Source organism: Alteromonas sp. 5NS40-0096 (genome assembly GCF_057544385.1).
Window position 1 is genome coordinate 1,066,711 of sequence record NZ_BAAJLQ010000001.1, and the last position, 25,160, is coordinate 1,091,870.

29 protein-coding genes are annotated in these 25,160 nt (G+C 45.2%); 10 read left to right on the forward strand and 19 right to left on the reverse strand.

Translation table 11 applies throughout. The features are described from left to right. Positions 1–6: 6 nt before the first annotated feature. Positions 7–732, reverse strand: coding sequence for a TetR/AcrR family transcriptional regulator (locus tag AC27G9_RS04855; RefSeq protein ID WP_487071587.1), 726 nt, complete (start codon positions 730–732; stop codon positions 7–9). 175 nt (positions 733–907) lie between these two features. Between AC27G9_RS04855 and AC27G9_RS04860 the strand changes: the two genes are divergently transcribed. Together AC27G9_RS04860 and AC27G9_RS04865 are read left to right on the forward strand one after the other, a co-directional pair. Next, on the forward strand, positions 908–1,447 hold the full coding sequence (locus AC27G9_RS04860) for a CIA30 family protein (protein ID WP_487071589.1): 540 nt from the start codon (positions 908–910) through the stop codon (positions 1,445–1,447). Positions 1,448–1,522: 75 nt separating this feature from the next. Beyond that, positions 1,523–2,146: a LysE family translocator gene (locus AC27G9_RS04865; RefSeq protein ID WP_487071591.1), complete on the forward strand. Its 624-nt coding sequence runs from the start codon at positions 1,523–1,525 to the stop codon at positions 2,144–2,146. Positions 2,147–2,193: 47 nt separating this feature from the next. Here the strand turns inward: AC27G9_RS04865 and AC27G9_RS04870 are convergent, their stop codons facing one another. From AC27G9_RS04870 to speD, 6 genes are read right to left on the reverse strand one after another with little or no spacing between them, the layout of a single operon-like run. Further along, entirely contained in the window at positions 2,194–3,762 is a 1,569-nt protein-coding gene (locus AC27G9_RS04870) for a polyamine aminopropyltransferase (protein WP_487071593.1), read from the reverse strand. A gap of 9 nt (positions 3,763–3,771) precedes the next feature. Continuing rightward, positions 3,772–4,002, reverse strand: a complete 231-nt coding sequence (locus AC27G9_RS04875; protein ID WP_487071595.1) for a hypothetical protein — start codon at positions 4,000–4,002, stop codon at positions 3,772–3,774. Then, a complete protein-coding gene (locus tag AC27G9_RS04880; RefSeq protein ID WP_487071597.1) occupies positions 3,992–4,615 on the reverse strand; it encodes a hypothetical protein in 624 nt (207 codons plus the stop codon). Before AC27G9_RS04880 ends, AC27G9_RS04875 begins: the two co-directional genes overlap by 11 nt. A 12-nt stretch (positions 4,616–4,627) precedes the next feature. After that, the gene (locus tag AC27G9_RS04885; RefSeq protein WP_487071599.1) at positions 4,628–5,311 is read right to left on the reverse strand and encodes a DUF350 domain-containing protein; all 684 of its coding nucleotides are present in this window, start codon (positions 5,309–5,311) and stop codon (positions 4,628–4,630) included. 6 nt (positions 5,312–5,317) lie between these two features. Further along, positions 5,318–5,473: a hypothetical protein gene (locus AC27G9_RS04890; RefSeq protein WP_487071601.1), complete on the reverse strand. Its 156-nt coding sequence runs from the start codon at positions 5,471–5,473 to the stop codon at positions 5,318–5,320. A gap of 16 nt (positions 5,474–5,489) precedes the next feature. Then, entirely contained in the window at positions 5,490–5,855 is a 366-nt protein-coding gene (gene speD / locus AC27G9_RS04895; RefSeq protein ID WP_487071603.1) for an adenosylmethionine decarboxylase, read from the reverse strand. A 298-nt stretch (positions 5,856–6,153) separates the two neighbouring features. On the opposite strand from speD, the gene AC27G9_RS04900 reads away from it, so the two are divergent. Beyond that, complete coding sequence (locus AC27G9_RS04900; protein WP_487071605.1) at positions 6,154–7,974, forward strand: putative bifunctional diguanylate cyclase/phosphodiesterase; 1,821 nt, start codon at positions 6,154–6,156, stop codon at positions 7,972–7,974. A 13-nt stretch (positions 7,975–7,987) separates the two neighbouring features. On the opposite strand, the gene AC27G9_RS04905 is transcribed toward AC27G9_RS04900, so the two are convergent. From AC27G9_RS04905 to AC27G9_RS04925, 5 genes are all read right to left on the reverse strand, one after another. Then, positions 7,988–8,320 (reverse strand): zinc ribbon domain-containing protein YjdM, encoded by a 333-nt coding sequence (locus tag AC27G9_RS04905; protein WP_487071607.1) that lies wholly within the window; start codon positions 8,318–8,320, stop codon positions 7,988–7,990. Between the two features lie 175 nt (positions 8,321–8,495). Then, positions 8,496–10,571: a TonB-dependent siderophore receptor gene (locus AC27G9_RS04910; RefSeq protein ID WP_487072061.1), complete on the reverse strand. Its 2,076-nt coding sequence runs from the start codon at positions 10,569–10,571 to the stop codon at positions 8,496–8,498. A gap of 216 nt (positions 10,572–10,787) precedes the next feature. Continuing rightward, positions 10,788–12,077 carry an ABC transporter permease gene (locus AC27G9_RS04915; RefSeq protein WP_487071609.1) on the reverse strand — a complete coding sequence of 430 codons (1,290 nt, stop codon included), beginning with the start codon at positions 12,075–12,077 and terminating at the stop codon, positions 10,788–10,790. Further along, positions 12,074–13,510 carry an ABC transporter permease gene (locus tag AC27G9_RS04920; RefSeq protein WP_487071611.1) on the reverse strand — a complete coding sequence of 479 codons (1,437 nt, stop codon included), beginning with the start codon at positions 13,508–13,510 and terminating at the stop codon, positions 12,074–12,076. Before AC27G9_RS04920 ends, AC27G9_RS04915 begins: the two co-directional genes overlap by 4 nt. Next, the gene (locus AC27G9_RS04925; protein WP_487071613.1) at positions 13,507–14,229 is read right to left on the reverse strand and encodes an ABC transporter ATP-binding protein; all 723 of its coding nucleotides are present in this window, start codon (positions 14,227–14,229) and stop codon (positions 13,507–13,509) included. Before AC27G9_RS04925 ends, AC27G9_RS04920 begins: the two co-directional genes overlap by 4 nt. A 114-nt stretch (positions 14,230–14,343) precedes the next feature. Between AC27G9_RS04925 and AC27G9_RS04930 the strand changes: the two genes are divergently transcribed. The 4 genes from AC27G9_RS04930 to AC27G9_RS04945 all read left to right on the forward strand — a co-directional run bounded on the left by AC27G9_RS04930 (position 14,344) and on the right by AC27G9_RS04945 (position 18,842). Beyond that, positions 14,344–15,414: a succinylglutamate desuccinylase/aspartoacylase family protein gene (locus AC27G9_RS04930; protein WP_487071615.1), complete on the forward strand. Its 1,071-nt coding sequence runs from the start codon at positions 14,344–14,346 to the stop codon at positions 15,412–15,414. A 173-nt stretch (positions 15,415–15,587) separates the two neighbouring features. Further along, a complete protein-coding gene (locus AC27G9_RS04935; RefSeq protein WP_487071617.1) occupies positions 15,588–17,459 on the forward strand; it encodes a CocE/NonD family hydrolase in 1,872 nt (623 codons plus the stop codon). A gap of 10 nt (positions 17,460–17,469) precedes the next feature. Further along, positions 17,470–17,922, forward strand: coding sequence for a nuclear transport factor 2 family protein (locus AC27G9_RS04940; RefSeq protein WP_487071619.1), 453 nt, complete (start codon positions 17,470–17,472; stop codon positions 17,920–17,922). 167 nt (positions 17,923–18,089) lie between these two features. Beyond that, positions 18,090–18,842, forward strand: a complete 753-nt coding sequence (locus AC27G9_RS04945; protein ID WP_487071621.1) for a PEP-CTERM sorting domain-containing protein — start codon at positions 18,090–18,092, stop codon at positions 18,840–18,842. A 48-nt stretch (positions 18,843–18,890) separates the two neighbouring features. Here the strand turns inward: AC27G9_RS04945 and AC27G9_RS04950 are convergent, their stop codons facing one another. The 4 genes from AC27G9_RS04950 to AC27G9_RS04965 all read right to left on the reverse strand — a co-directional run bounded on the left by AC27G9_RS04950 (position 18,891) and on the right by AC27G9_RS04965 (position 21,731). After that, a complete protein-coding gene (locus tag AC27G9_RS04950; protein ID WP_487071623.1) occupies positions 18,891–19,370 on the reverse strand; it encodes an NYN domain-containing protein in 480 nt (159 codons plus the stop codon). Next, positions 19,370–20,722 (reverse strand): DEAD/DEAH box helicase, encoded by a 1,353-nt coding sequence (locus AC27G9_RS04955; protein ID WP_487071625.1) that lies wholly within the window; start codon positions 20,720–20,722, stop codon positions 19,370–19,372. Before AC27G9_RS04955 ends, AC27G9_RS04950 begins: the two co-directional genes overlap by 1 nt. 173 nt (positions 20,723–20,895) lie before the next feature. After that, positions 20,896–21,093, reverse strand: coding sequence for a hypothetical protein (locus tag AC27G9_RS04960; protein ID WP_487071627.1), 198 nt, complete (start codon positions 21,091–21,093; stop codon positions 20,896–20,898). Positions 21,094–21,230: 137 nt separating this feature from the next. Beyond that, positions 21,231–21,731, reverse strand: a complete 501-nt coding sequence (locus AC27G9_RS04965) for a DUF2059 domain-containing protein (RefSeq protein ID WP_487071629.1) — start codon at positions 21,729–21,731, stop codon at positions 21,231–21,233. Between the two features lie 178 nt (positions 21,732–21,909). Here AC27G9_RS04965 and AC27G9_RS04970 point away from each other — a divergent pair, with 178 nt between their 5' ends. Both AC27G9_RS04970 and AC27G9_RS04975 read left to right on the forward strand, forming a co-directional pair. After that, on the forward strand, positions 21,910–22,578 hold the full coding sequence (locus AC27G9_RS04970) for a phytanoyl-CoA dioxygenase family protein (protein WP_487071631.1): 669 nt from the start codon (positions 21,910–21,912) through the stop codon (positions 22,576–22,578). After that, a complete protein-coding gene (locus tag AC27G9_RS04975; protein ID WP_487071633.1) occupies positions 22,575–22,955 on the forward strand; it encodes a hypothetical protein in 381 nt (126 codons plus the stop codon). Before AC27G9_RS04970 ends, AC27G9_RS04975 begins: the two co-directional genes overlap by 4 nt. Before the next feature lie 71 nt (positions 22,956–23,026). Here the strand turns inward: AC27G9_RS04975 and AC27G9_RS04980 are convergent, their stop codons facing one another. Then, positions 23,027–23,593: a hypothetical protein gene (locus tag AC27G9_RS04980; RefSeq protein ID WP_487071635.1), complete on the reverse strand. Its 567-nt coding sequence runs from the start codon at positions 23,591–23,593 to the stop codon at positions 23,027–23,029. A 265-nt stretch (positions 23,594–23,858) separates the two neighbouring features. Here AC27G9_RS04980 and AC27G9_RS04985 point away from each other — a divergent pair, with 265 nt between their 5' ends. Further along, positions 23,859–24,092 carry a hypothetical protein gene (locus AC27G9_RS04985; RefSeq protein ID WP_487071637.1) on the forward strand — a complete coding sequence of 78 codons (234 nt, stop codon included), beginning with the start codon at positions 23,859–23,861 and terminating at the stop codon, positions 24,090–24,092. Here AC27G9_RS04985 and AC27G9_RS04990 read toward each other — a convergent pair. Both AC27G9_RS04990 and AC27G9_RS04995 read right to left on the reverse strand, forming a co-directional pair. Continuing rightward, complete coding sequence (locus AC27G9_RS04990; protein WP_487071639.1) at positions 24,076–24,684, reverse strand: lysophospholipid acyltransferase family protein; 609 nt, start codon at positions 24,682–24,684, stop codon at positions 24,076–24,078. The two genes, AC27G9_RS04985 and AC27G9_RS04990, sit on opposite strands and share 17 nt — an antisense overlap. Before the next feature lie 11 nt (positions 24,685–24,695). After that, on the reverse strand, positions 24,696–25,133 hold the full coding sequence (locus AC27G9_RS04995; protein WP_487071641.1) for an SRPBCC family protein: 438 nt from the start codon (positions 25,131–25,133) through the stop codon (positions 24,696–24,698). Positions 25,134–25,160 lie beyond the last annotated feature (27 nt).

Here is a 25,160-nt window from a genome sequence, read left to right on the forward strand (position 1 = left end):
CCCCTATTAGCGAAACTGAAGTTCGGTTAAATGCTGATGAATTGTAGAAAGCGATGCGTCTGATATCGGGGCTTTCCACGGATAACTGTTTAGAAGCCGCCGCATACATCGAATGATAGCGGCATCGAGTTGCAACGGCTCAAGCAGAGAGTCGGTACCCTCTATAATTTGACGGCTTTGTTGCACTCGAATCACTTGGTCGTAACCAACACACATTGCCCAACAACCCACGATAATCTCTTCAATAATCGACTCTCTATCAGGCACGTTTTCCAGCTCACCTGCCTCGATACCTTCGATTAAACTCTGCTTGAAAGCCGCTTCACACAAACTGTTAGACTCTATGAGTCGATTCGTCCAGTTGCTTGACGCTCTGCGCATTACGGCTTCGTTAATAGCATAGGACTGAAGCTCGTAATCAAACGGATAAAGCTGGAGCGTTTTAGGGGAGATCAGTGATATTGCCAAAATGCGCTCTGGCGTGGTCATCGGCAGTGCTAACACTTGTCTAAATACACCGAGAATATGAGCAAAAGACCGATGTGCTAATGCCAACAGAATATCTTCTTTACTCTGGACAAACTTGTACACTGAACCCATGGAGAGTCCCGCATTTTTCGCTACTTTTGCCATTGTAAAATCAGTAATCGACGATTCATTGATACAGTTCGCCGCGGCGTCAAGAATCATCACTTCTTGTTCTTGAGCCGAAAATTTAGGTGCTGGAGCCATTGCTCACCTCTTACTAAACAAACCAGTAATGAAATTCGAATTACATTCGAACATCATTCGAATGCGGTTATCATAGGTTAATTTTTACGCTTTGTACAGCGTAAATAGCAAAAGGGGTTGCGTATTTTGTTCGCTCACCTTGTCATCCAAATTGGTGGCGTCACGTACAAGTATTATGAAAACACTATTTTTGGCTTGTGCATTGCTGCTTACTCCTCACCAAACAAGGCTTTGGCACCTTGATTTCACTTCGCTTTCCCAGCCCATTCAGTGGCAAGTCGTTAACGACGGAGTGATGGGCGGAAGGTCATTGTCTCGGGTCAGCTATAATGAAGACGGACTGCTTTTTGAGGGCACCCTTTCACTAGAGAGCAATGGCGGTTTTGCTTCAACACGAGCCCCTATCAACATCCGTGTACCGACAAATGCGACAATCACGATACGCGTCAAAGGCGATGGTCGGCAATATCAGCTGCGTTTTCGCCCCGATGGAAACAGATGGGGTATTGCTTATGCGGCACAATTTGAATCTTCTGACCAATGGCAGACTGTTACTCTGACACCCGGCGACTTTAATGTGGTGTATCGCGGGCGGCGCGTTATTGGCGCACCACCGATTGAACAAGTTGAAATGGGAACATTGGGCTGGATGCTAGCAGACAAACAGCCCGGTCCGTTCTCATTAACGATAGGATCCATTAGCTTGTCGGAATAAATCGTATAACACTAGCTCGCGCAAGCAATCCGTTTTACACTGCAGCCCCTCTTTCATGCACAACGGAAATGTCATTTGATCGACTTAACCTTGCTATCTTTGTTTATCCCAACGTTTTTTATCGTTAGTATCACGCCGGGTATGTGTATGACACTCGCTATGACTTTAGGCATGACTGTTGGCGTGAGAAAAACCCTCTTTATGATGTTGGGTGAAGTATTGGGCGTAGCCACAGTTGCCGTGGCGGCAGTCGCTGGTATCGCAGCCATTATGATGAGCTATCCCATGCTGTTTGTAGTGATGAAAACAATTGGTGCACTCTACCTTTTATGGATAGGCGTTAATATGTGGCTGTCAAAAGGTAAAATGGCCATTTCACAGTCGGATCTTGCCAAACCCGACGTTACTCGTTGGCAACTGTTTTATCAGGGTTTAGTGACAGCAATAGCCAACCCAAAAGGTTGGGCCTTTATGGTGTCACTATTGCCTCCATTTATTAACCCGGACAAGCCAGTCGCGATCCAAATGACGTTGCTCATTCTTATCATCATGGCCTCAGAGTTCATTTGTATGATGCTTTATGCCACTGGTGGTAAATCAATCGCGGCAGTATTAACTCAGCAAAGAAATGTAAAATTGATGAATAGAGTGTCCGGCGCGTTGATGATGGGAGTCGCGGGTTGGCTTGCGATAAGCTAAGTCCCTTGTGTTGGGTGCATTACAACAGGACACCGCAACTTCGCTCGCTAATAGCCGTAGGCTCGCCACCCTTCTAGGTAGTAATCCAACAAAACGGGTTTGTCGAGCTGATTAACTTTCGCACTTTTAAACAAGGTATCTCTGGGGAAGACTTGCATATTGGGTAGCATCGCTGAGTTGAGATATTGAGTTTCAACAGAAAGGTCTGCTTGTAAATTTAATGAATGGGTTGATCTTGCTGCCATAACAAAACCCCAGTCACCGAATGAGGGTACGTCAGTATGAAACGGAATGACACTCGCAAATGGGGCTTCTGCTATTGTATTGACAATGCTCCAATAGGCTTTTGTGGCAAAATATGGGCTCGTTGCTTGAGTGATAAACACCCCCTCTTCAGAAAGTGATTGAGCTATCGCGTAGTAAAAGTGCTTAGTGTACAAGCGAGCTAAAGACAAGTTGTTTGGGTCTGGTAAATCACTAATGATTAAATCAAACAAGGTTTGATTCTGTTCCAGATAACCAAATGCATCTGCTGTAACCAATGTCACTCTTGGATCTTCTAGGCTTTTTCCATTCAGTCTTGTCATGTAAGGATTGGACTTTGCTAATTCAACGACAGCGCCATCTAAATCCACTAGGACTATTTGCTCTACCTCAGGAAACTTCAATAGCTGCTTTACCGCCAGCCCATCACCCGCCCCCATCAATAGCACTCGCTTCGGCAACTTAGCCATGTGTGCAATAGGGTAAATCACGAGGGCCTCGTGGTAACGATATTCGTCAGTCGATGAAAACTGAATATTGCCGTTAAGATACATTCTCACGTCGTCGCGGGTCTTGGTCAGTACAATTTTCTGATAACGTGTTTGTTCGGCATGTATCACTCTTCCCGAATACAGCGATTCATCCCAACGCTGCAACGCTGCACTGGCTAAAAACAAGCTCACAACCAAAGCGGCGAATACAAACCAGGCCCATTGCAATACCTTGGACTTGGCAGACTTCAACTCTCTCTTAAAAAATCGTCCAACAACGAGAACAATCGACAAGTTAACCAAACCCAAAATAAGAGACGACTGATACGCGCCAAAAACGGGAAGCAAGAAGAAAGGGAATGCCAACGTCGCAACCAATGCCCCCACATAGTCAAAAGACAGGATATTGGCGATATTTGATTTTAACGTTTGGAAGGACTCCATTAGTCGCGTGAGAAAAGGAATTTCTAAACCAATCAGAAAACCAACCGCCAGTGTTAATATCGCATAGGTAGGCAAAAATATGTCGCCCGCAGAATACGCGAAATACAGTAACGGAATACTGAGTCCCCCGACAGCTGCCAACGCCACTTCTAAACCTAAAAAGCGTGAAACGAGTTTATCGCCGATGAATTTAGAGCTATATGACCCTGCCCCCATCGCTGCCATGTACAACCCGATTGTGACGGAAAAATACGTCACACTATCACCCAAAAAATACGACACGGTTGTCGCGATAAGTAATTCATAGACGATAGAGCAAAGGCCAGCAACAAACGCAGCATAAACCAGTGCTCGGCTTTGTTTTACGTCTTCTACCGCCTCATTTGACACTTCCACTACCTGATTTTCCCTCGACATATTTGCCCTTTACTTACCTTGCCCAGGCCCGCCGCCACGACTCGAGGTACCACTCACACTGCCACTTCTGGCACTTTTTTCATAATAGTAGCGGGTATCATTCCAATACCAATACGAAGGGCCATTATGTAAGCCAAAATAGCCCATATAGCCGTAGCCATTGGCAGCAAAAGGCCAAGCAATGGCATATGTCAGGGCGATAACAATACTTGCAATTATGGCTCTTTTCTTAGTCGTCATCACTCATCGCCTCTAGTGTATTTTGGATTACGCTATACTGAATTTCGATACAAATTATCGCTACTACCAACACCAAAATGGCTAGCCAAAAATGTAACATGGCGCTACCGTTCTTCTTTACTAGTGTGACATTAAGCCGCTTGGGTTCGCGATTGCGCTTACTATTGGTCACAAAATTGAGGTAAAACTCACCGGTTTGCGGGAAAGTCAGGCTACTTTCAAATTCTGTCCTTTTTTCTGTCCAGTGGCCCTCTGAATCTTTTCCGGATTCATGCCAAAGTTCTTGTCCAAACGAATACATGTAATCGCCATAACTGTCCGTCACCACCACTTCTACAAAAGACCAATGATTGCTCGGTAAACTGGCACTCACCTCGACGTCATAAACCGTACCGGGCTTTTTGATGATGATAGGACCAAACTGATTTTTTGTTTGAAATTGCGAATCGCTGGCAAAGTGTTGATACGTATTGTAAGGAACCGGCGTTACCGACGAGCGTACTTTCGAATCTTCGAGAGAAAAATAAAAGGCAATAGCCAAACCAATAAGGCCCCACACGCCAAGTACTATTCCAAATTTACCTATTTCAAATTGGTTTCGGGTACTTTCCATAGCCAAGTCACCTCACACTAATTGCGTGATGACAAGACCAAAGCTCACCGACATTGCCGCAACCAGTAGCCCCGACGCGACGCTGCGCTCGTTTACCATTTCTCGATTGAGGCTCTTACCCGGCACAACTAGGCGGTCAAACAACTTAAGTAGTAATGGCAGTAGCACCAGCCCTAAAACCACACTTACCGCGAACTGGGACAGGTCAGTCTGCCAATTCGAAAAATCACCTGAAACACCGTTTTTTATCAACAAGGCAGTGCCGACAAGCGTACCGCTAAAAGCCACAGCGACTGCGGTGTTTTGATTGTCTAGCTCATCGTACAAATGGTAGGGCGCGACGCGACTATACACCACGGAGAACAATACTAAGCTTGCTTGCCCTAGTACGAAAAATACCAAGAACGACAATACAGTACCCTGCCCGCCTAAGGATCCAGCGGCAATTAATCCCGTAGACAGATAAACCGCGAACTGAATAACGCCAACACCGATATCCTTGTCTTGAGTGAGCTTTTGAATATTGCAAAAGGTGCGTAAGATCGCTTTGTCATTTATCCATCGCGATAGGTTCAGCATGAGTATGCCGATAAGAGAAAAACCACTAACAGCCAATAGATCCGCCTTCAAACCTTGGCTTGGACCGCTCAGCTGGCTGACAAATATCAATGCCACTGCGATATAGTACCCGGCCATAGTCAATCAGATAGGCGTATTATCGTGCTCCGCGAGCTCCTTATTTAGACTATAAGGCGTAAACACATCTTTAATCCATTTCGCCACCAAGAACAACATGCCAAACACGGCGATGTAAGCCAAAGGCATCAATGCAACGTCATATAAAGTAGTCATATCCATGTTATTTTTTATCCGACTATTTTTGTGGTAAGCGCGCACCACGGCTGTGGCATGTCACGTTTGCTGATTCAGTAAGAAAAGCGTTTTTAAGGTAATCGACGGCGAGTTGAGGTTGGCAACGCCCGCACATAAAGATATCAATTGCTGCGAACTGGCACTCTGGCCATGTGTGAATACTAATGTGAGATTCAGCTAACATCGCTACGCCTGTCACCCCTTGATTTTCACCGAAACTGTGCAAATTAATATCCAAAACCGTCGCACCACACATCTCTGCCGCTTGTTTAAGGGCATACCGAATATGGTCAATGTCAGTCAAATTGGAAGCATCATATAGATCAATAAGCAGGTGTTGCCCGTGAGCGGATACAGCGGGTGTCATGTGAGCTCTCCTTGCAGTGTCAACAACGCCGGCATCATAACGCATTAGAACCAAAAGATCAGCTTGCCGTATAACAGAATAGTCGGCTATAAAAATCGTCAAAAAGCACAAGTATTGCGCGCAAAACTAATCCAAAGGCGGATTGTAAAGCAAGGGGCTTGACATATAGTATACTCTTTATAGGGCGAATGACTTTTGAGCTCATTTGATGCAAAACAAAAACTAACCCGATATTCACTTTAGGGGCAAACGTATCAACTTACCTAGTCGTTTAGATCGCTTTCGTCGTCGTAGACTAATGCAAATCAGTGCAGTTACGGCAATTGGCCTTTTACTAGCGCTGACTGTCGCGCGGAATATGACAGTCACGATCATTTCTATGGGGCTGATTTGTCTTGTCATAACGTTTGCGCTCGCGAAAAGTCACAGAATCAGTTCGGCATCTTATGTTTTCTTGGGCTCAATGTCGGCGATGTTGTTTGCCCTTGCGATAACAGGAGCTGGGTTACTTGACCTTGCTGTTTTGGGCTTTCCCGGCATATTAATTTTTGGTGCGCTATTGGGGGGAAGTCGACTTTTCATCTGGGTTTTTGCCATGATTATTGCCCAATGTATCGCCATCACTTGGATGACGATGGAAGGCTTTATCACACCATTTACCCCCAAATACAGCTGGCCTCATCTCATATTTGTTATCACTATTCTTACGATAACTGGCTTTTGTGTATTTATTCTCGCTCGGGATATTCGTAATTTGATGCAATCTTTGGAGAAAGAGAACGTCAAAGTGCAAGAAAGCCAAGCTCGAATTCAACACCTTGCTCACCACGATACGTTAACCAACCTCCCCAACCGCATGTACGGTGAGCACCTCTTCGGCAAGCATTTGGGCGCTGCGGTCAGACTAGATATTCCATTGGCCGTCGTATTTATTGATTTAGACAACTTTAAACCCGTCAATGATGCCCTGGGACACGCCGCGGGAGATGAATTGTTAAAGCAACTCACCGCGCGACTTAGCGATCTCCTCAAGCCAGAACAATCACTGGTGCGGTTTGGTGGCGATGAATTTCTAGTTATCACAAAAGTCGACAATGGCGAGCAAGAGATCAAAACCCTCGCTGAACGGTTGATAGTCGCTTGTTCGACACCGTTTGAAATTCTCGATACTCAGGTAGCCGTTTCCGCATCCGTAGGTATTGCACTTGCACCAGAGCATGACTCTGAATTCAAAGCCTTGTGTCGCAAAGCGGATCTGGCTATGTACGTTGCGAAAGACGATGGTAAAAACACATTTCGTTTTTACGACCCGACATTCAACACCTCAAGTGATGAACGATTCAATTTGCTTCAACAGCTCAGACCCGCCGTTGAGCACAATGAATTCTCACTTTACTACCAACCGCTCTACTGCTTGAAATCAGGCAAACTCGATACCCTAGAAGCGCTGCTGCGTTGGCCAAAGGACGACGGCAGTATGGTGTCGCCAGCGCAGTTTATCCCGGTTGCTGAAAGTAGCGGTCTTATCACAGTGTTGGGCAAATGGGTCATTGAAGAAGCGTGTAGATATTGCGCAACGCTGCGCAGCCAGGGTTACCCAAATTTAAAAATTGCAGTAAACCTGTCAGCCGTACAATTTAAGGATGGCACCATAAAGCAAACGGTGATGGCCGCCCTTCAGGCAGCCAACTTGCCGGCAGACGGGCTAGAAATCGAGTTAACCGAATCATCGTTAATCGATGATACTGACCAAATACAACAACAACTCAAATCACTTAGCGATCTCGGTGTTAGTGTCGCAATTGATGATTTTGGCACCGGTTATTCCAATCTCGGTTACTTACGAGCATTCTCCGCCAGTAAGCTCAAGATAGATCGATCCTTTATCAAAACCGTTTGTATCGGTGAGTATGATGAATCTCTTGTTCAGGCCATCATTAATATGGCGTCTAGTCTAGGGATGGAGACAGTCGCAGAAGGTATTGAAGATAAAAAAACGCTGGATAAGCTCATTACCATGGGCTGTAACATCGGTCAGGGGTTCTATTGGTCCAAACCCCTGCCTCCCGAAGAATTAATGGGTTATCTCAGCGACACGTCCAAGTCTAAAACCGTGTAGCTGGAGATATAGACTAAGCTTTCTTGACGAATTTAGCTGTTATCATCATTTCGCCGGCGCCATCGACTTTGCAATCTAACTCGTGGTCCTTCCCTTCAACGATGTGACGAATAACGGCCTTCGTACCGATTTTTAGCACTTGCGAACTGCCTTTCACTTTTAGATCTTTCACAAAAGTGACCTTGTCTCCTGATGCCAATGGGTTACCGTTCACATCTCTTGCAACAAATGCCTCTTCATCAACCTCATTTGGGTTCCATTCATGACCACATTCAGGGCAAATTAACAGGTCTTGATCTTGGTAGACGTACTCTGAACTACAATTGGGGCAAGGAGGCAAACTCATTTACAAATCTCGGCTATAACTAAAGGGCGCTATAGTAAAGCTTTGCATGGACAGTAGCGAGCGATTTATTAGGCCAATAAAACGCTGCATTGATAATTATCAATAAAATTGTGATGTAGATTGGCCAGCGCCTCTTAGCGCCAGCCACGAGTCATTCTACTGGTAAGGTAGCGGATTAAAAGCGATAAGCTGCAGACAACCTGAAGTTACGAGGCGTTCCCGGCTGTACCCAAGTGTTTGAGAATGAATTAGGGTAGTACCTTTCGTCGAACAGGTTATCCACCTCAAAGCGCAGCTCTACTTCTGGCGTAACATCGTAAGCTGAGAATACGCGAGTCACCGTATAGCTAGGCAGTTCAAAGTCTGAGCCAAAGAAGCCATTTCTCTCGCCAACATGCACCAGTGCACCACCGATAGACAAAGGTTTGCCGTAAAGCTCGGTGTATTTGATCAATTGCAGCGTTAACTGTTGCTCTGGCACATTGAGCAGTGGGCTACCTGGTGGGACATCAAATCCAAAGTTAGCATCAAAGAATTGATTTTTGGTTTCCGCATCAATGTAAGAATATGAAACCCAAAGGCTCAAATCATCTTGTATGTCGCCAACGAGGTCTACTTCAATTCCTTTACTTTCTGCTTCGCCGATAGCAGCAGTGGTAAAGGTATTTACGTCATCTACCACAAGAATGTTATCTTGTTTGACGTTAAACACGGCAACTGTCCCTTTTAATTTGCCATCATTGAGCAAGAAATTGACGCCAGCCTCTATTGAAGTCGATTGATTGGGTTCATGTCCGTTGCCGTCTTTGTCAGTGCCGGATAGTGGGCGGAAGTTCTCGCCGTATACGGCATACAATGAAACTGTATCAGTGGTTTTGTAAACCATACCAAGTTGTGGACTGATTCTTGATTCTGTTTGCTCGGCAATCGTATCGGGATCAGGACGTCGATTAACGAGTTCCTGTTTGTAGTCGTCAAAACGCGCGCCAATACGAATATCGAGTTTGTCTGTCAAACTAATTTGGTCTTGTACATAGACACCAAAAGATTCCTGTGTTTCCACTCGGTCTGTGTTAGGCAACGGCTCTGGCAGAACATACGCGCCATAAACAGGGTTAAACACATTGATGCTTTGACTGACACTACCACCTTGACCATCGCGAACACGCAAGAAGAATTGATCGTTTTCAAACTCATCTAAGTCCATACCAGCAATGATGCGGTGAGTCAGAGAGCCTGTTTCGAAACTACCGCTCACCTCAGCACGCAATACGTAATAAGTAGCATCATATTTTCTGAAACGACGGAAACGGCTGAAGTCGCCATTTTCGTCAACACTGCCAAAACCATTTTCAGTGGCAAAGCCTTCCAGTGATGTGTCGCGGAAGTTCACGCCAACCAACGCACTCCAGTCACTGTTAAAATCATGCTGTAATTCTAACTGATGACCCAATACTTCGGTATCAATCGGACCGTCTCCAGGCTCACCCAAGAAACGACTTTCGGGTAACACGTCTAGATCGCCATTGATTTCTACAATACCGCGGTCGAACGGGATTTCCTGATTGCTGTATTCTAACTCATAAGTAAGCTGTGTGCTGTCGCTAAGACGCACTGCAATCGATGGACTGATACCTTGCTTTTTAGTCTCGATGGTGTCGCGGAAACTCTCAGCATCTTCATAAAAGCCAACAAAACGCACAGCTACATTATCACTGACCGCTGTCTCGTAATCGACATCTGCGCGGTAACGACTCCAACTACCGGCACTAACGCGCAATTCTCCGCGTTCATCAAACGTCGGTCGTTTTGTTACTAGGTTAATCGTACCGCCTGGCTCTCCGCGACCAAACAATGCAGCTCTAGGGCCCTTTAGTACCTCGACAGCTTCAATACCCGATAAGTCTCTCGGACCGCCAAAACCGCGACCTGCATTAAAGCCGTTAACCAAGTAATTACTGGGTAGATTCTCATCTCCGACGAACCCGCGAATGGCAAAGCTATTCCAAAGCCCACCAAAGTTGTTCTGTCTTGCTACGGAAGCAGACAAATCTAACGCATGGGTCAGGTCTATGGCACCAAAGTCAACGAGGGTTTCAGCGTCTAACCTAAGTTCTGCTTGTGGCGTTTCCAATCGCGTGAAGTCACCCTGATAAGCTTGGCGGCTCCCTACGACTGATAGCACTTCAATATCAGCCTCGCTTACATCGTCGGCGGCTGCATTATTACTGTGTATTCCCAATAAAAAGATTGGCGTAGTTATCGCCAATACCGAGAGTGAGAGTTTATCTTTCACTTTTTTACCCTAATTTAATTAATGTTATAACGTATCAAAATAACCAAAAAGAAAGCCAGAACTACCCACGTTACTGCTTTCCACTGGTCGGTATGTTTATCAAACTTTAGTGCCACACCTTTGAAAGCATGGCACTTTATTTCGCAACATCATTCCACCTGCAGTACCAAACTAGTGGCGAATGTCGCCTCTTTTATTGTCTGGTTCAAACTGAGGCAAAGTGGATAGCGTCTCTTGCGAAAATTCATCACTACCGAACAACAAGGGGTAGTAAAAGTATCTTAAGGACTGGTGATAATCTCTGACCCGTGACTCATAGGCCAACATAGCGGCTGTATCTGTGCCCGCCACCTCAGAAAGTAGACGTTGCGTTAACATCGGCGGCGAAAGCAACGATCCCCACCCTGCAAGCTCATTTCTTTTTTGTGTCGCCTCTCGGTAAGCGTTGGACAATAATGCCGCTTTTTGGTCGCCAACCTGTTGAAACGCGTAATACCATTTCCATTCGAAACTCCCCGTCATTTCGGTACTGTCAGCCCATTTGGGGTGCGTCGCCAAAAATGCGTCCCACGTGGCGTCAAATGGCAGATCCCAAGCATCGTTAACCGCCTCGCGCTGAGTCAATACAACGTCTCCTCCTTTGGGAGACGCCACAGACAATTCTACCCACGTAGAAATTGAAACTGGCAATACGACACTTAACAGCAGCCATACTCCCACCAACAAAGACGCAATGCGCGTTGAGTGCAGCTGGGCGAATCGTTCACCCACGCCAACAAACAAGGATATACATGCCCAAAAAACGGTATGCGCGAATACGATAAATAACACCAGCAAAATACGAGAAAATATCGCACCCGATATCAGCGCGCTGATAACAAAAGGAACGCATATCACAACAAATAGAGACAGATTCAACACCACTGCACGAGTGAGCCAGAGTTTGCGTTGCGATTGGCTCGTCACGATCAGTAAATCATGCCTTCCGGCCTCTCTTTCACTCGAACGCAAACTGTATGTGAGCAAGATGACAAACAAGGGCAACAAGACACTGACATAAAACGCAAAATCGAATCGCCCCACCAATGAAAGCTCAGGATTATCTGCATCGGTTTCGTAAATCTGCCCCTCTATGGCTAACATCCGAATCCGATGCTTCCAAGGAAACACATCCCTCTGCCCCATTGCAGCAAAAGCTAAAGGCGAAGGCTCATCATAAGTTAAATGGAAGCTGTAATACGCAACACTGCCGTAATCGTGATGCTTGGCAATGGCATCTGCTCTGTCCAGCGCGTCTTTTTGTACGAGCCGCTCAATGGTATCCCGCTGAGCGTTTACCTCTGCCAAGCCGGACCAGACAGAGAAAATAGACAGCCCTAGCGCAACAATCAATACGCCATAAATAGAACGCTGGGCAAGTAAAAATCGACACTCTCGTTGAAAATCAGACCAAGATATCATTGCGATAATTTCCTTTTAGCTGATGTACCAACAACGATCATTAACACTAACCATAGCGCTAACTGGCCCCAATATAGGACACTCGTCTTTAGCCGCTCAGCGCTGGATTCTGTAGAGAAATGGAATGCGCTCAGCACAGACCAGTGGTCCGCATCAACCCTTGCCGCTTTCGATGCTTCTGGTCCTTTGGAACGATTAATATCCGTCTGATAATCGAGGTGGTCCTTGTGTACACCATTGAGCGATTGCACGAAGTCAAAGCGCAGCGCCTCTGCTTCCCGTAAAAAGCGGTGATGGGTTTGCAAGTCAGTGCCAGCAATGGTCATTGCCAAATTGCGGACGGCAACCATGGGCGAAACCCAGCCAAATTGCCGGGCAATTTTAGCTTGTTCAAGCTCTTCTGCCATTCTAAATTCGGCGTGTTTGTTGAGCACACCAGTAAGCTGCGCTTCAGAAAATTGTGCGACTGCACCTCGAAAGTTAATGGGCAATTCGTCAACCGAATCTACTTCGTACTGGGCAAGTAGATTGGCTTTGAGTTTGGCAAAAGCCGGGTCCGCGGCATTGTGACCATCACCAAGTGTTCTCAACTCCTCTAGTACCGCGTAATCGGCTTCTAGCTTACCCATTGTCGGCGTAACGGCAACGGCGACGGAACTGCCAATCCTTGGCATGAGAACACATAACACAATCCATATTCCGATTGACGCACCGAAGCTGGCACGACTTGTTTTGCTCAGTGTAGAAACGGTAATCACGATTAACGCCCAGACTGTAATGTAGGCGATATATGCCAGTATAAACCCAATACCCACGGCAATAGATTCACCAGAAACTGTAGCCCAAATCACGGCAATCAACGCTGGAACAAGCAATAAGCTAGCGGCGCTGATCAATGCGAAGAATTTGCCCGCTAGTAACTGTAACGATTCAACACCTTGGGTGACTAAAATAGTAAGGGTACCAGCTTCTCTCTCGCGAGAAACCGCGCCATACCCCATAGCGATAATCAGTAATGGCATTAAGGTTTGTAGTAAGAAACCGGGGGACAAACTACTAAACCTCGTAAGCCCAGAAGATTGCCTTTGTTGAGAGAACATGGCGCTGTTTTGTCGGTGCCCTTCTAAAAATATTGACGTGCCCGTGTAAGGGTCAATGCCTGGCTCCACCGTACTCAACAATGCGGGATTGCGAAAAACGTAGTGGCCGTAATGCACCATTCGATGGGGGTGACGATCGGGTTGTGAAAGAAAACGCTGTTCGGCGGTCTGTTGCAACGTTGCGCGCTCAACATTCGCTTGATTCATGTTGAGGCTATTGACCAACACCGCCGCAAATGTCATTACCATGCCAATAATGAGAATGGTGATACCCAACCGCGTACGTCGCCAATAACGCCATTCATCGAACATCACATGTTTAGTGACACTCATGATGCATCCCTGTTGGAAAAGGCTGTATGAACGGTTTCAGTATCTATTGGGCTTGCATTTTCACGCTCAAACATGCCAACAATTTTACCGTTGTGGAGCAACCCGATGCGATGGGCGACCTGGCAAGCGCCATACACATCATGGGTGACCATAAAGACGGTAGTGCCTTCCGCAGACAGCGTTTCGATCAATTGATTGAACTCGTCAATGGCTTTGGGATCTAACCCAGAAGTGGGTTCGTCTAGCATCAATACCGGTGTTTGGCGCAGGAGCGCCAGGGCGATTGCCGTTTTCTGGCGCATTCCCTTTGAGTAGCCACCCAACGTGCGATGCCAAGCTCGCTCTTGTAGCGCCACTCTTTTAAATACGTCTGCAATGTCTTGTTTGCTGCGTTTGATTTGCGCTAAAGACAAAAAATATTCAACATTCTCAAACCCGGAAAGGTGACCATACAACATGACGGATTCGGGTAAATAGGCAATATTGCTTCTCACCTCAGTTAAGTGCGTTTTCACCGGCAGGCCGAGCACAGAAACGTCTCCAGCCTTAGGCTCGACTGTACCAATAAACGTTTTCAATGCAGTCGATTTGCCTGCACCATTGCCACCTAAAAGGGCAAAAACTTCACCCTGTTTAACACCAAAACTGACATCATCTAGAACACTGTGTTCACCAAAGTCGACACAAAGTGATGATGCGACAAGAATTTCTTTTTGCATGATAGACTCAAGAGAGCTGGATAAGGAAATGTTATAATGTAACAAAGCCATTTTAATGTTATATTGTCAGACAAATCAATAGTTATTTCTCAAGCTGCAGGTCTTTTAGTCGAAATGAATAAATTGTCGTACCTTATTGTTTTCACTATTTTTATTTTTCAGGTCTTTTTTCGAGCACTCGCTGCAGAGTCCCCGCTGGTCATCAATGGCACTGCGGTGGCGAAAAACAGTATCGTTGACATCACAGTGCCCGTTGTGGGGAGTGCAAAAGACGAGAATACGTTTGTTCCGATAACCGTTGTTAGAGGTACCAAACCTGGCCCAGTGCTAGCGGCTGTCGCCGGTGTACACGGATACGAGTACAACTCGATTCTCGCAATGGAACGTTGGCTTAAAACCCTTGACCCTACTACTCTCTCAGGTGCCATCATTGCAGTAAGAGTGGCCCATATCCCCGCGTTTGAGAGCCGAAGTATTTACGTCAATCCCAATGACAGAAAGAACTTGAACCGTAGTTTTCCCGGCGCACTTGATGGCACACAAACTGAACGAATCGCATGGGCAATTTCGCAGCACGTTGTCGCTCACGCTGACATGCTTCTCGATTTACACAGTGGCGACGGCGCCGAATGGCTTGCCCCTTTTACCGGGGTGTACGGCGGCCCATTGTCGACCGATTACCCACTGGCAATGAGAGTAGCTGAGGGCTTTCGCTTTCCCAATATCGTCACCTATTCTATGAATAGCCAAAAACAAGTCGATACCCGCCGCTCACTGAATCGACAAGGTGTGGCTCAGAAGATACCTACGGTGCTAATCGAAATTGGCGAAAATGGGTCGACGCTCAAGTCCCATGTCGACGCTATGATCGCTGGGTTGGACAATACGTTGGCGTTACTGAATATGCGTGATAGCAAGGTCACACCAGAGCTTGCTGGCAACCCTAGGTATTTTAAGGGCACGACTTCTGTTCCCGTTTCTTCTGATGGTTTATGGTTTCCAAAACACACCGAAGGACGCTTTGTTGAACAAGGGGAAGCGTTAGGTGTACTTAAAGACTATTTTGGTAATACGATAGAAACAGTAAGAGCACCGCAAAGCGGTTACGCGCTATACGGTTTAATGGGACCCGCCATTCGAAAAGGAGAAAGCGTTATGACTATTGCTTTCCCAGTTGCCGACTAAGATGGAGTAGCATCAATCGAATGAACTTTGAAATGATGGCCTTAGACGGACAGTCATCATTTTAATCGCTTTAAATCTTGATACAGTATCTACATTGGGCGTGGTGATCGACATAGTCACAAAACAAAAAGGTCAACACGATTTATCTACGCTCACACTAATAAGGAAAACCTATGAGAGCTTTTACCGCTCGAGTATTTACCCTACTCGTTGTCATACTGAGTAATCACGCTTTTGCACAGGAAAAAAAGCCTGATCCAAGAGCCGATTATATCCGCGCAAACTACACTAAATTTGAGTATCAAATTCCGATGCGTGACGGTATCAAGCTGTTTACCTCAGTATACGTCCCCAATGACGATTCAAAGTCGTACCCGTTAATGTTCCAACGCACCCCTTATCGAGTGGCGCCATACGGAGCAAGTCAATACAAAACGCGTTTGGGGCCAAGTGAGAGTTTCGAGCAAGAAGGGTTTATCTTTGTATTTCAGGATGTGAGAGGCAAATTCATGTCACAAGGTGAGTTTGTCAACATGCGGCCACAAGATGCCTACAAGCGAGGTAAACACGCCACCGATGACGCCACTGACACCTATGACTCAATTGATTGGCTGGTGAAAAACATTGATAACAATAACGGCAAGGTCGGGATGTGGGGAACTTCATATCCTGGGTATTACACCTCAGTTGGTTCAATCAATAGTCACCCAGCACTAAAAGCCATTTCTCCTCAAGCGCCAATTGCGGATTGGTTTTTCGATGACTTTCATCGCAATGGCGCCTTCGTAACGCCCATGGCATTTATCTTTTTTGATACTTTCGATAAACAGCGTGAAGGCGAATTTACGTATTGGCCAAAAGGCATGGATCCTGTCACCCCCGATGGTTATCAATTTTTCAAAGACCTTGGGCCACTTTCTAATGTCAATAAACACTACTTTCATGGCAAACGCCCCTTTTGGAACGAGTTGACAGAGCACCCTAACTACGATGAATACTGGCAAGCGAGAGACCTGCTACAGCATTTGGACAAAACCAAACCGGCAACACTAGTTGTTGGCGGTTGGTATGATACTGAAGACTTATATGGTCCACTACAAACGTACCAAACGATGTCGAACAACAACCGAAAAGACAACGTAAAAATTGTGATGGGCCCTTGGTCTCACGGCCAATGGAATAGTACAAAAGGCGGAGCGACACTTGGCGAAGCAAAGTTTGGTTTTGATACCAGCAAATGGTTTCAAAGTCAGGTACTGTTGCCATTTTTCAAAGCGCATTTAAAGGCAGGGTCAGACCAAGACATTGCCACTGCGACCATGTTCGAAACCGGTAGTAACCGCTGGCGTAAATTTGAACAATGGCCACCAAAAACCACAAGACCTCAAACCTTGTTTTTAGGTAGCAATGAATCACTACTCGGCCAGCCCAATGGAAATGGCAGCAGTGAATACATTAGCGACCCCAACAAGCCCGTACCTCATTCTGCCAAGGTGAGCCGTGGCTGGGACAAGCCTTACATGGTTGAAGATCAGCGATTCGCCGCCCGCAGGCCTGACGTACTGGTGTTTGAAACTGAGGTTTTAACCGAAGACTTAACCATCGCCGGTGCCATTGACTTAAACTTGTGGTTTTCTACCAACAGAACCGCGGCCGATATTGTCGTAAAACTCGTTGATGTATTTCCTGGTAAGGATGACAATACTAACAAAGTAGATAAGGAAACGGGCAACCGTCATGAACTCGTGCGTTGGAACGTCATACGTGGCCGTTTTCGTGACAGTATGAGCGAGCCGAAGCCATTTGTTGCTAACGAGCCAACCCAAGTGGAATTCGAACTGTATGATGTACTTCACACATTCAAACGAGGGCACAAGCTGCAAATCCAAATTCAGAGTACCATGTTCCCGTTTATTGATATTAATCCTCAACACTACGTAGAGAATATTTTCGAAGCAGAACAAAGTGATTTTGTGAAAGCGATTCACACCATTCACCACAGTGAAGCGCACCCAAGTACTATTCGTTTCGAAACATTAAATTAAGGCGTTTGCTATGAATAAGCTCTGGTGGTTAGGCGTATTACTCAGCGCACAAGCTGTAGGCGCAGATCTTCCCGAAACGCCCGTCAATAATCTATTTGACGCCATGCGAGGACATGACGCAGAGAAGTTACTTGCTCAATTTACGGATAAAGCCCTTTTACAGAGGGCGCTGCCAGATGGTTCGGTGCGCCAATCTGATATTAAAAAATTCGCCAAAAGTATAGCCCAATCAACCGCTTTCTTAGACGAACATTTACTGTCTGTTTCCGTCCAACGAAGCGGTAATCTGGCAACGGTGTGGACACCTTACGCTTTTTACCTCAATGAAAAACTAAGCCATTGCGGAGTAAACAGTTTTCAGGTTGTTAAAACACAAGAGGGCTGGAAGATTCAATATCTCATCGACAATAGCCATCAAGGCGATTGTCAGACATTTATCGAGTTGCACGAGCCCACCAACTAAACGCAAGAAGGCTAAGCTCAGAGCGATGAGTTTAGCCTTCTTACCACGGTAAGTGTCACAATAATTTACACCACTGGCTGAATAAAAAACCAAACAACTGTTTTTAATAGGGTTTATTTTTGGACCTTAAATTGCATCACTGTATTCAAAAAAAGAGGAATACCCTAATGTACATTCGGCTGAGTAAATATATCCTAGCTGCTGCGCTATTGATTTCATTTGGCGCAAACGCAACCATCATCTTCCAAGACGATTTTGAAGACGGTGACACTTCCGGTTGGTCTTTTTCAGGTATCAATTCAGGTTTGTGGAATGTTGGCACCGCAACATCGGGTAATAAAAAGCTACAAACCGCGGCGACACAAACCAACTATATTTACAATGGGACGTTAGGTTTGGCTACCATTGATGGTATTGCCACCAGTCAACATTTTAAAATAGAAGCGGATATTCAAGTTGTCGGATCAAATTCAAGAGGCAGCGATTTTGGTCATGTTGGGTTCGCTTGGGGCATAAATGGCACCACGAGTCAGAACCTAAATACCAGCTACCTAAGAACCCACTCTAATCACGTCACCAATTGGTCGAGATTTCCTACTTCAGCGGAAGCCCGCCTGCCTTTCTCGGCGACTAACTCTGCGAGTTTGGATGATTTCTTTTATCGGATGACGGTAGAAGTGAACTATATCCTGCAAGAAATGATTTTAACGATAGATGGTGTGAGTACGACGTATACGGGAACACAGTTTCAGCAACTTAATCAAAATACGTCTGGGGCAATTGGTTTAATCAATACCGGTGAACGAGTAAGCTACGACAATGTTGTTGTTAGAGACTTTACCCGTGTGCCCGAACCAGCGGCTTTATGGCTGTTAGGCCTCGCAGTATTGGGCTTGCGCAGAAATAGACGCTCAGTGTAGTAACGTTTTAATATATCGAGGAGGCCATGCCTCCTCGATGCCATATCTTTACACCAAAAGCATATTAGGAAGGATTGGCGTGAACTCGTCTGCTGCACGGATAAGCGATTGTGCGGTTAATGCCTCGATGCCAATGACATGAGTACACACCCCGTCTTGTTTAACTCGAGTCAAAAGCCTATCGAAATCACCATCACCGCTTAGCAAAAACAGTTTATCTACGCGCTGCGCATGGTCCATAACATCAATAGCAATACCGACATCCCAATCGCCTTTCGCTGAGCCATCACTGCGCTGGATAAATGGTTTTAACTTCACGGTAAAACCAATACTGCGCAACGCTTTTTGAAATTTGTGTTGGCCATCATTGTTACTGTCAATCGCATAGGCAAATGCATATTCAATATCATAGTCTACCGACAACGACTGCCACAGTTTACGATAATTAAACGGGGCATCAAATGCTTGTTTACACGTGTAATACACATTTTGCACATCAACAAAGATAGCGATTTTAGGTTTACTCATTACCCAGCCTTTTGATGATTGGGCTTCGCATTTTTAGGCTTATTTTTCCACCGACGACGTGGATTGTTTGGCTTCTTACGAGCACTAGGTGCCTTCTCACTTATGCTATCTCCATGTTGTTTCTGCTTTTCGCCTTCAACATTACTGGATACTTTTTTCTTTTTGGGCTTTTTGGGTTTCTTCGGTTTACCGGGTAGCACAATGTTGGGCACGTCATTAACGGGTTCAAAGTTTTCAACGGTTTGCCTTGGTACCTGTAACTGAATCAAGCGCTCGATTTCAGCAAGCTGTTTCGCATCATCTGCAGTCACAAAGGATATCGCAAGGCCAGATTTCCCTGCCCTGCCAGTTCGACCTATGCGGTGCACATAGTCTTCCGCAACGTTCGGTAAATCATAGTTGACGACAAAGGGTAGTTGAGCAATATCGATACCACGGGCAGCGATATCCGTAGCGACGAGCACTTGTAAATCACCCTGTTTAAAATCAGCTAAGGCTCGAGTTCTCACATTTTGGCTCTTATTACCGTGAATCGCCGCAGCACTAATGCCCTTCTTATTCAAATTAGCTGTGAGGCGGTTCGCGCCCATCTTGGTTCGGCAAAACACCAATACTTGGAACCAATTTTCAGTCTTAACTAAATGAATGAGCAACTTTGTCTTTTGACTTTTATCAACGGGTATCGCTCGTTGTTCAATTCGTTCCACTGTCGTGTTTGGCGGGGTAACGGAAACCTCAACAGGGTTGTTAACTAGGTTTCGCGCCAAGTCTCGAATTTCATCTGAGAAGGTAGCAGAAAAAAGTAAGTTTTGGCGTTTTTTCGGAAGCAATGCCAGCACTTTTTTAATGTCGTGGATAAATCCCATATCCAGCATTCTGTCAGCTTCGTCCAACACTAAGATTTCAAGTTGATGGAATTTAATGGCATTTTGTTGGTACAAATCAAGCAATCGGCCTGGCGTGGCAACCAACACATCATTGCCTCGTCGCAACTTCATCATCTGCGGGTTGATCTTAACACCGCCATAAACGAGGTAAGAACGCAGTTTTAAATCATCATTGTACTTATCAATACTGTCTGCAACTTGTGCAGCCAGCTCTCGTGTTGGCGTCAATACGAGTGCGCGTATGTGGTTGCCTTTTACTGTGTTTCCACTCTCAGACAAACGCTGAAGTAGTGGTAAGGTAAAAGCGGCAGTTTTACCCGTACCCGTTTGTGCAGCTGCCATGACATCCCTACCCTCTAGAACAGGTGCGATGGCTTTTTCCTGAATCGGCGAAGGTTTGTCATAACCTTGTTTTTCGATAGCAGTGAGCAGAGGGGCGATTAGCCCGAGTGAAGAAAACGACATAGTGAGTCACCTTTGCATTGTAAATATGGCCAAAACTTACGAAAGGACACATTCCAATTGATAACCCTCCATCAAGTGCGCGCGAGGATACCGTAAAGCACAGGTTTTTGCGAACCAAAACGCGAAACAATCACGCTAGTCTTGGATTTCATCAATTTTTACAGGCCGGGCGTTTATAGAACGCCAATAAACAGCAAAATTAGGTTGGCGATAATCATAAACACGCCGATAGCCATCATGGCTGTTGGAGAGAAAAGATTCGGCGACTTGACCTCGGCATCTCGGTCCTTTTTACCTTTATTGTAAAAGTGAACCCCCATCGCGATTAAAACAATGCGTATAACGAGATCCATAATTTCATGAGACTGCATAAATTACGTGGCTTATTCGACTGTGAATGTAGTAATAGAATAATAAAAATAACACTTGAGAGATAGCCCACCGCTGTGAGCAATAAGTGAAGACAAAAAGAGCCCGACTATTTGGGCTCTCGAATCTTACTGCCGACTTAAGGCTGAGCTCTCACCTGTTGGAGCTCCTGAGCCAATTCCTGTGCCATTGCTTGAATCTTAGGAATGGATTGTTGCATCATCGATTGGCCAATCAGCATCGACTCTTGCATCACTGTCGGCATTTTTTTGATCAAAGCCTGGCCCGTTTCAGTTTGATAGAACGCCAGCAAGTCGTCTATTTGCTGTTCGGTGAAATTGCGTGAGTAGATATCGATCACCATAGGTTCCATTTTCTCCCAGCTCATCTCACTTTTCAGTAATCCAGTAATCTTGGCATGATGCTTTTCAAAAATAGGCTGTTCTGACGGTTTTACCCCCATTTGAACAGAAACGTTCTGCATCATCGCCTCAACCTGATCGTACATAGTATCGACCATGGCATCCATGTCCATTACACTAACGAGCGCTTTTAACTTTTCCTGTTTTTCTGCTTCACCTGCTACCAACTGTGTTGAAAACAATAGAATGAGAGCAGACATCACTAGTTTCATTTTCATTATGGCTTTCCTTAAATCAATAATCCCAACATTACCAACGCGGTCGCGATGCACTAGAGTGTGCCTGAACCATAGAAAAAGTCCAATGAGTATCGACGTCGTAGTTTTGCCCTTTACATTGGAAAAACCTCAAAAAAGCGCTAGTGTTGAGTGATTATTGGCAAATACAAGATAGTCTATGGCTTTAGCAGAAGGATATGCTATCCACCACAAATTGCTCTCAGACGAGACAATTGAACAAATTTTGAAAGAGCTGAGTTCCAGCGAAACTGGCCACTCTATTCATGGCATAAGACAAGCCGAACGCAAATTCCAGAGCATTGCAAAACTCGTGAATTTGTCACCATTACAACACTTACTCTCGCAATTTTTTGCACGTCAACCTCATTTAGTCAGAACTATATTGTTTGATAAACCAATCGGTAAAAACTGGTCTGTTGGCTGGCATCAAGATAAGTCGATTGCAGTTAATATGAAGCAAGATATACCCGGCTGGGGTCCCTGGGTCAAAAAAGAAGGGGTTTGGCATGTTCAACCACAAAAGCACATTCTTGAAAATATGGTCACCGTCCGGGTTCATTTGGATAACGCTAATACTCAAAATGGCTGTTTACGAGTCATTCCGAAAAGCCATACTGCTGGCATACTCAGTGAGTCAAAAGTACTAAAAATCAAGTCTTCAACGTCTGCTGTTAACTGCGAAGTAAGCGCTGGTGATGCCGTTGTTATGCGCCCTCTCCTACTTCACAGTTCGCAAAAATCGCGCTCATTGGAGCCGAGACGAGTGATATACATGGAATTCAGTGATATTCGTTTACCAAAGGGTCTAAAGTGGCTTCAACTATGAAAAAGTCGATTGTCATTTTTAACGTCATCACGTTATTCAGTGCCATCACGCTGGCATTTATTACTTTTTTTCTCGTAGTAGAACTGGCAACAGAATATGCCTTTGCCAATTCAGTGTCATATGCTTTTTGGGCGGTGCTTGGGGTAACAGTACTTAACACGCTGATATCACTTGGCTTACGCAAACGTGCGAAATGGGCATTGGTATTGGGCATGCTAGAAATGGCAGTTTACATCCTCAATTTCTCTTATCAAATTTGTGAAGCCCTTATATCAAGTGATTTTGATGTAACTGAAGAAAATTACCCCATTCCACTTTTGATGTTTGCCATTTACGTAGCCTGTGTATTACGAGAAGAATGGGCTCAGCCACAATAGATTTAATGAGCCCCAAAAAGCAAAAAACCCGGCGATGCCGGGCTTTTTTCTTCAATAGGAAGTGTAACGCGTTAAGCCGCGATATTGCGTTGTCTTCTCACAGCTATACCAGCTAAGCCAAGCAATGCCAGTGCTAATGAACCCGTTGTCGATACTGGCTTAGGCGCAGTGCTCGTGAATGAGATACTACCGCTTGTGAATGCATGAGGATCAGAACAGCAATTCACACCTGAACTCAAATCAAACGTGATAGTAATTAAGCCATCTGCGATGATTGACGCCCAATTTGCCTGAGAGATTGTTGCCGTACTGGTCATAAAAACATAATTGCCATGATCACCTATGTAGTCATCTCCAGCAAAATTGAATAGGTCATTACCTACATTGTTGTCAAATATTGTGCCCAGAGAAAAGCCATCTATCGAGATAGTGACAGATTCAGAAGCGTCATTATTATCAAAATCGCCCGCGATTCTTAGCGTAAAAATCGCATCAGAGAATGTAGTACCTGGCGTTACTAGGTTGCTGTAGACAATGCTTCCACCGTTAACACTGGTGTTCATCGATGACAATGTAATCAAACCTGCATTTGCACTACCTGCAAACAACAACATCAAACCAACAATCAATTTTTTCATGAGTTCTTCCTGACTAATAAAAAGTGTGTGTATCTTGAACAATGCCAGAATAATGCCAACTTTTAAGCCATTGTTTATATTGAAAAAATTTGAAATGTGCAAAAATTATGTAAAATTTATAGACATAAAACTGCAATTATCCAAGGGGTCACACTATAAATACAGCCCCACGTAAAAAAGACTAATTTTAGTTGTGATTCTTTTCGAACGAACAAATTTGATTGACGACTTTCAACATGGTCTCCAATGTTGGAAAGGATATGAGATGTTAGGCACCTATGTGGATGTTTTAGTGCGGGGCGAAAAACACTATATGATCATTGACTTAATCGGGTATCCAGGCCCTTGGCAAGATCATTTTGAACTGAATTCTTATAAAGTCATAAAGCGAGCTGGGATGGACGTATTCCCCTTGAGCTATCATTTATGGCTGACAAACAAACCTCTGTGTGTAGACGCTATTGTCAGCCGATTAAAAGGGACTACTGGCGCTCACTAAACAGTACGTCGTCAGGATATTTTGCAGCTATACCCTTGTAAAACTCATAAACACGAGTCATATCAGCGGCCGTGTCGCCGCTTGGCAAAAAATGGGGGCCGACGATAACATGTTTAAGGTTAAAGTCGAATCCAATCAAGAGTACGGGAACCTTAGCTTTGTGAGCGATAGTAATAAAGCCCGTTTTCCAAGGGTAAACGGGCGATCTTGTCCCCTCTGGCGCGACTGCCAGAATCATTTTTTCGTTGGTCTCAAAGTGATGACAAATTTGATCAACGATGCCATGGCGGCTTCGCCTGTCTACCGGTATGCCACCAAGCCAGTTCAATATGGGTTTCAAGCCTGGTTTAAAAATACTGTGTTTACCGAGAAAGCGAATTTTTATCCGGAGATAAAACAGAACGGCGATACCGAGGAAAAAGTCCCAATTTGAAGTATGAGGTGCGACAGCAATGACCATTTTAGGACAATTGGGTAGCTCGCCTTTGACTTGCCATCCAGTGACCTTAAGTAAGGTTTTTCCAAACCAGCCAGAAAACCAATTGCCGCCCACAGGCGGCGTATTCCGTGAATCTGAATTTAACTGTGTCAAAACACTACAACCTATGCCGCATCAATCGCTTTGAGTATGCTGCCAAATGCCCTCGACCCATGTTTTGTAATTTGCTTGTCAAATAGTAATGTGCCCAATATTGGCACCGTAATGTGTCCCTCCGAACGCCAAGTCACTAGGGTTTTACCGTCAGTTTCGGTAAGTGTGACTTCTCCCAACTGATGGTCATAGGGTAAAGGCTTAGAGTGGATAATTTTGTATCCCATCTTAAACGGGGGTTCATAAGCGACAATTTCTTCGTGGAGTACTCCACCTCCCGCCTTTATCTCTCTTACCGCGCCCAGACCGTTTTTATGTTCTGCGCCCTCCTTTATCAGAGAACTATCATCAATCCCTCTAAACAGCTTGTAATTCGCATGATCAGTTATTGCATAGAACACATCATAGATAGGTTTGTTGATTAATCGCTCGACCTTAATTGAGAACATGGGACCTCTTACCACCAATATTTTTCA

Coding starts and splice junctions, on each gene's coding strand:
- AC27G9_RS04925 (WP_487071613.1), bottom strand. CDS start 14,229: ATGCAAAAAGAAATTCTTGTCGCATCATCACTTTGTGTCGACTTTGGT.
- AC27G9_RS04945 (WP_487071621.1), top strand. CDS start 18,090: ATGTACATTCGGCTGAGTAAATATATCCTAGCTGCTGCGCTATTGATT.
- AC27G9_RS04985 (WP_487071637.1), top strand. CDS start 23,859: ATGTTAGGCACCTATGTGGATGTTTTAGTGCGGGGCGAAAAACACTAT.
- AC27G9_RS04950 (WP_487071623.1), bottom strand. CDS start 19,370: ATGAGTAAACCTAAAATCGCTATCTTTGTTGATGTGCAAAATGTGTAT.
- AC27G9_RS04870 (WP_487071593.1), bottom strand. CDS start 3,762: ATGTCGAGGGAAAATCAGGTAGTGGAAGTGTCAAATGAGGCGGTAGAA.
- AC27G9_RS04920 (WP_487071611.1), bottom strand. CDS start 13,510: ATGAGTGTCACTAAACATGTGATGTTCGATGAATGGCGTTATTGGCGA.
- speD (WP_487071603.1), bottom strand. CDS start 5,855: ATGACACCCGCTGTATCCGCTCACGGGCAACACCTGCTTATTGATCTA.
- AC27G9_RS04915 (WP_487071609.1), bottom strand. CDS start 12,077: ATGATATCTTGGTCTGATTTTCAACGAGAGTGTCGATTTTTACTTGCC.
- AC27G9_RS04860 (WP_487071589.1), top strand. CDS start 908: ATGAAAACACTATTTTTGGCTTGTGCATTGCTGCTTACTCCTCACCAA.
- AC27G9_RS04955 (WP_487071625.1), bottom strand. CDS start 20,722: ATGTCGTTTTCTTCACTCGGGCTAATCGCCCCTCTGCTCACTGCTATC.
- AC27G9_RS04980 (WP_487071635.1), bottom strand. CDS start 23,593: ATGAAAAAATTGATTGTTGGTTTGATGTTGTTGTTTGCAGGTAGTGCA.
- AC27G9_RS04975 (WP_487071633.1), top strand. CDS start 22,575: ATGAAAAAGTCGATTGTCATTTTTAACGTCATCACGTTATTCAGTGCC.
- AC27G9_RS04940 (WP_487071619.1), top strand. CDS start 17,470: ATGAATAAGCTCTGGTGGTTAGGCGTATTACTCAGCGCACAAGCTGTA.
- AC27G9_RS04960 (WP_487071627.1), bottom strand. CDS start 21,093: ATGCAGTCTCATGAAATTATGGATCTCGTTATACGCATTGTTTTAATC.
- AC27G9_RS04890 (WP_487071601.1), bottom strand. CDS start 5,473: ATGGATATGACTACTTTATATGACGTTGCATTGATGCCTTTGGCTTAC.
- AC27G9_RS04970 (WP_487071631.1), top strand. CDS start 21,910: ATGGCTTTAGCAGAAGGATATGCTATCCACCACAAATTGCTCTCAGAC.
- AC27G9_RS04900 (WP_487071605.1), top strand. CDS start 6,154: ATGCAAATCAGTGCAGTTACGGCAATTGGCCTTTTACTAGCGCTGACT.
- AC27G9_RS04885 (WP_487071599.1), bottom strand. CDS start 5,311: ATGGCCGGGTACTATATCGCAGTGGCATTGATATTTGTCAGCCAGCTG.
- AC27G9_RS04855 (WP_487071587.1), bottom strand. CDS start 732: ATGGCTCCAGCACCTAAATTTTCGGCTCAAGAACAAGAAGTGATGATT.
- AC27G9_RS04875 (WP_487071595.1), bottom strand. CDS start 4,002: ATGACGACTAAGAAAAGAGCCATAATTGCAAGTATTGTTATCGCCCTG.
- AC27G9_RS04995 (WP_487071641.1), bottom strand. CDS start 25,133: ATGTTCTCAATTAAGGTCGAGCGATTAATCAACAAACCTATCTATGAT.
- AC27G9_RS04965 (WP_487071629.1), bottom strand. CDS start 21,731: ATGAAAATGAAACTAGTGATGTCTGCTCTCATTCTATTGTTTTCAACA.
- AC27G9_RS04905 (WP_487071607.1), bottom strand. CDS start 8,320: ATGAGTTTGCCTCCTTGCCCCAATTGTAGTTCAGAGTACGTCTACCAA.
- AC27G9_RS04935 (WP_487071617.1), top strand. CDS start 15,588: ATGAGAGCTTTTACCGCTCGAGTATTTACCCTACTCGTTGTCATACTG.
- AC27G9_RS04930 (WP_487071615.1), top strand. CDS start 14,344: ATGAATAAATTGTCGTACCTTATTGTTTTCACTATTTTTATTTTTCAG.
- AC27G9_RS04880 (WP_487071597.1), bottom strand. CDS start 4,615: ATGGAAAGTACCCGAAACCAATTTGAAATAGGTAAATTTGGAATAGTA.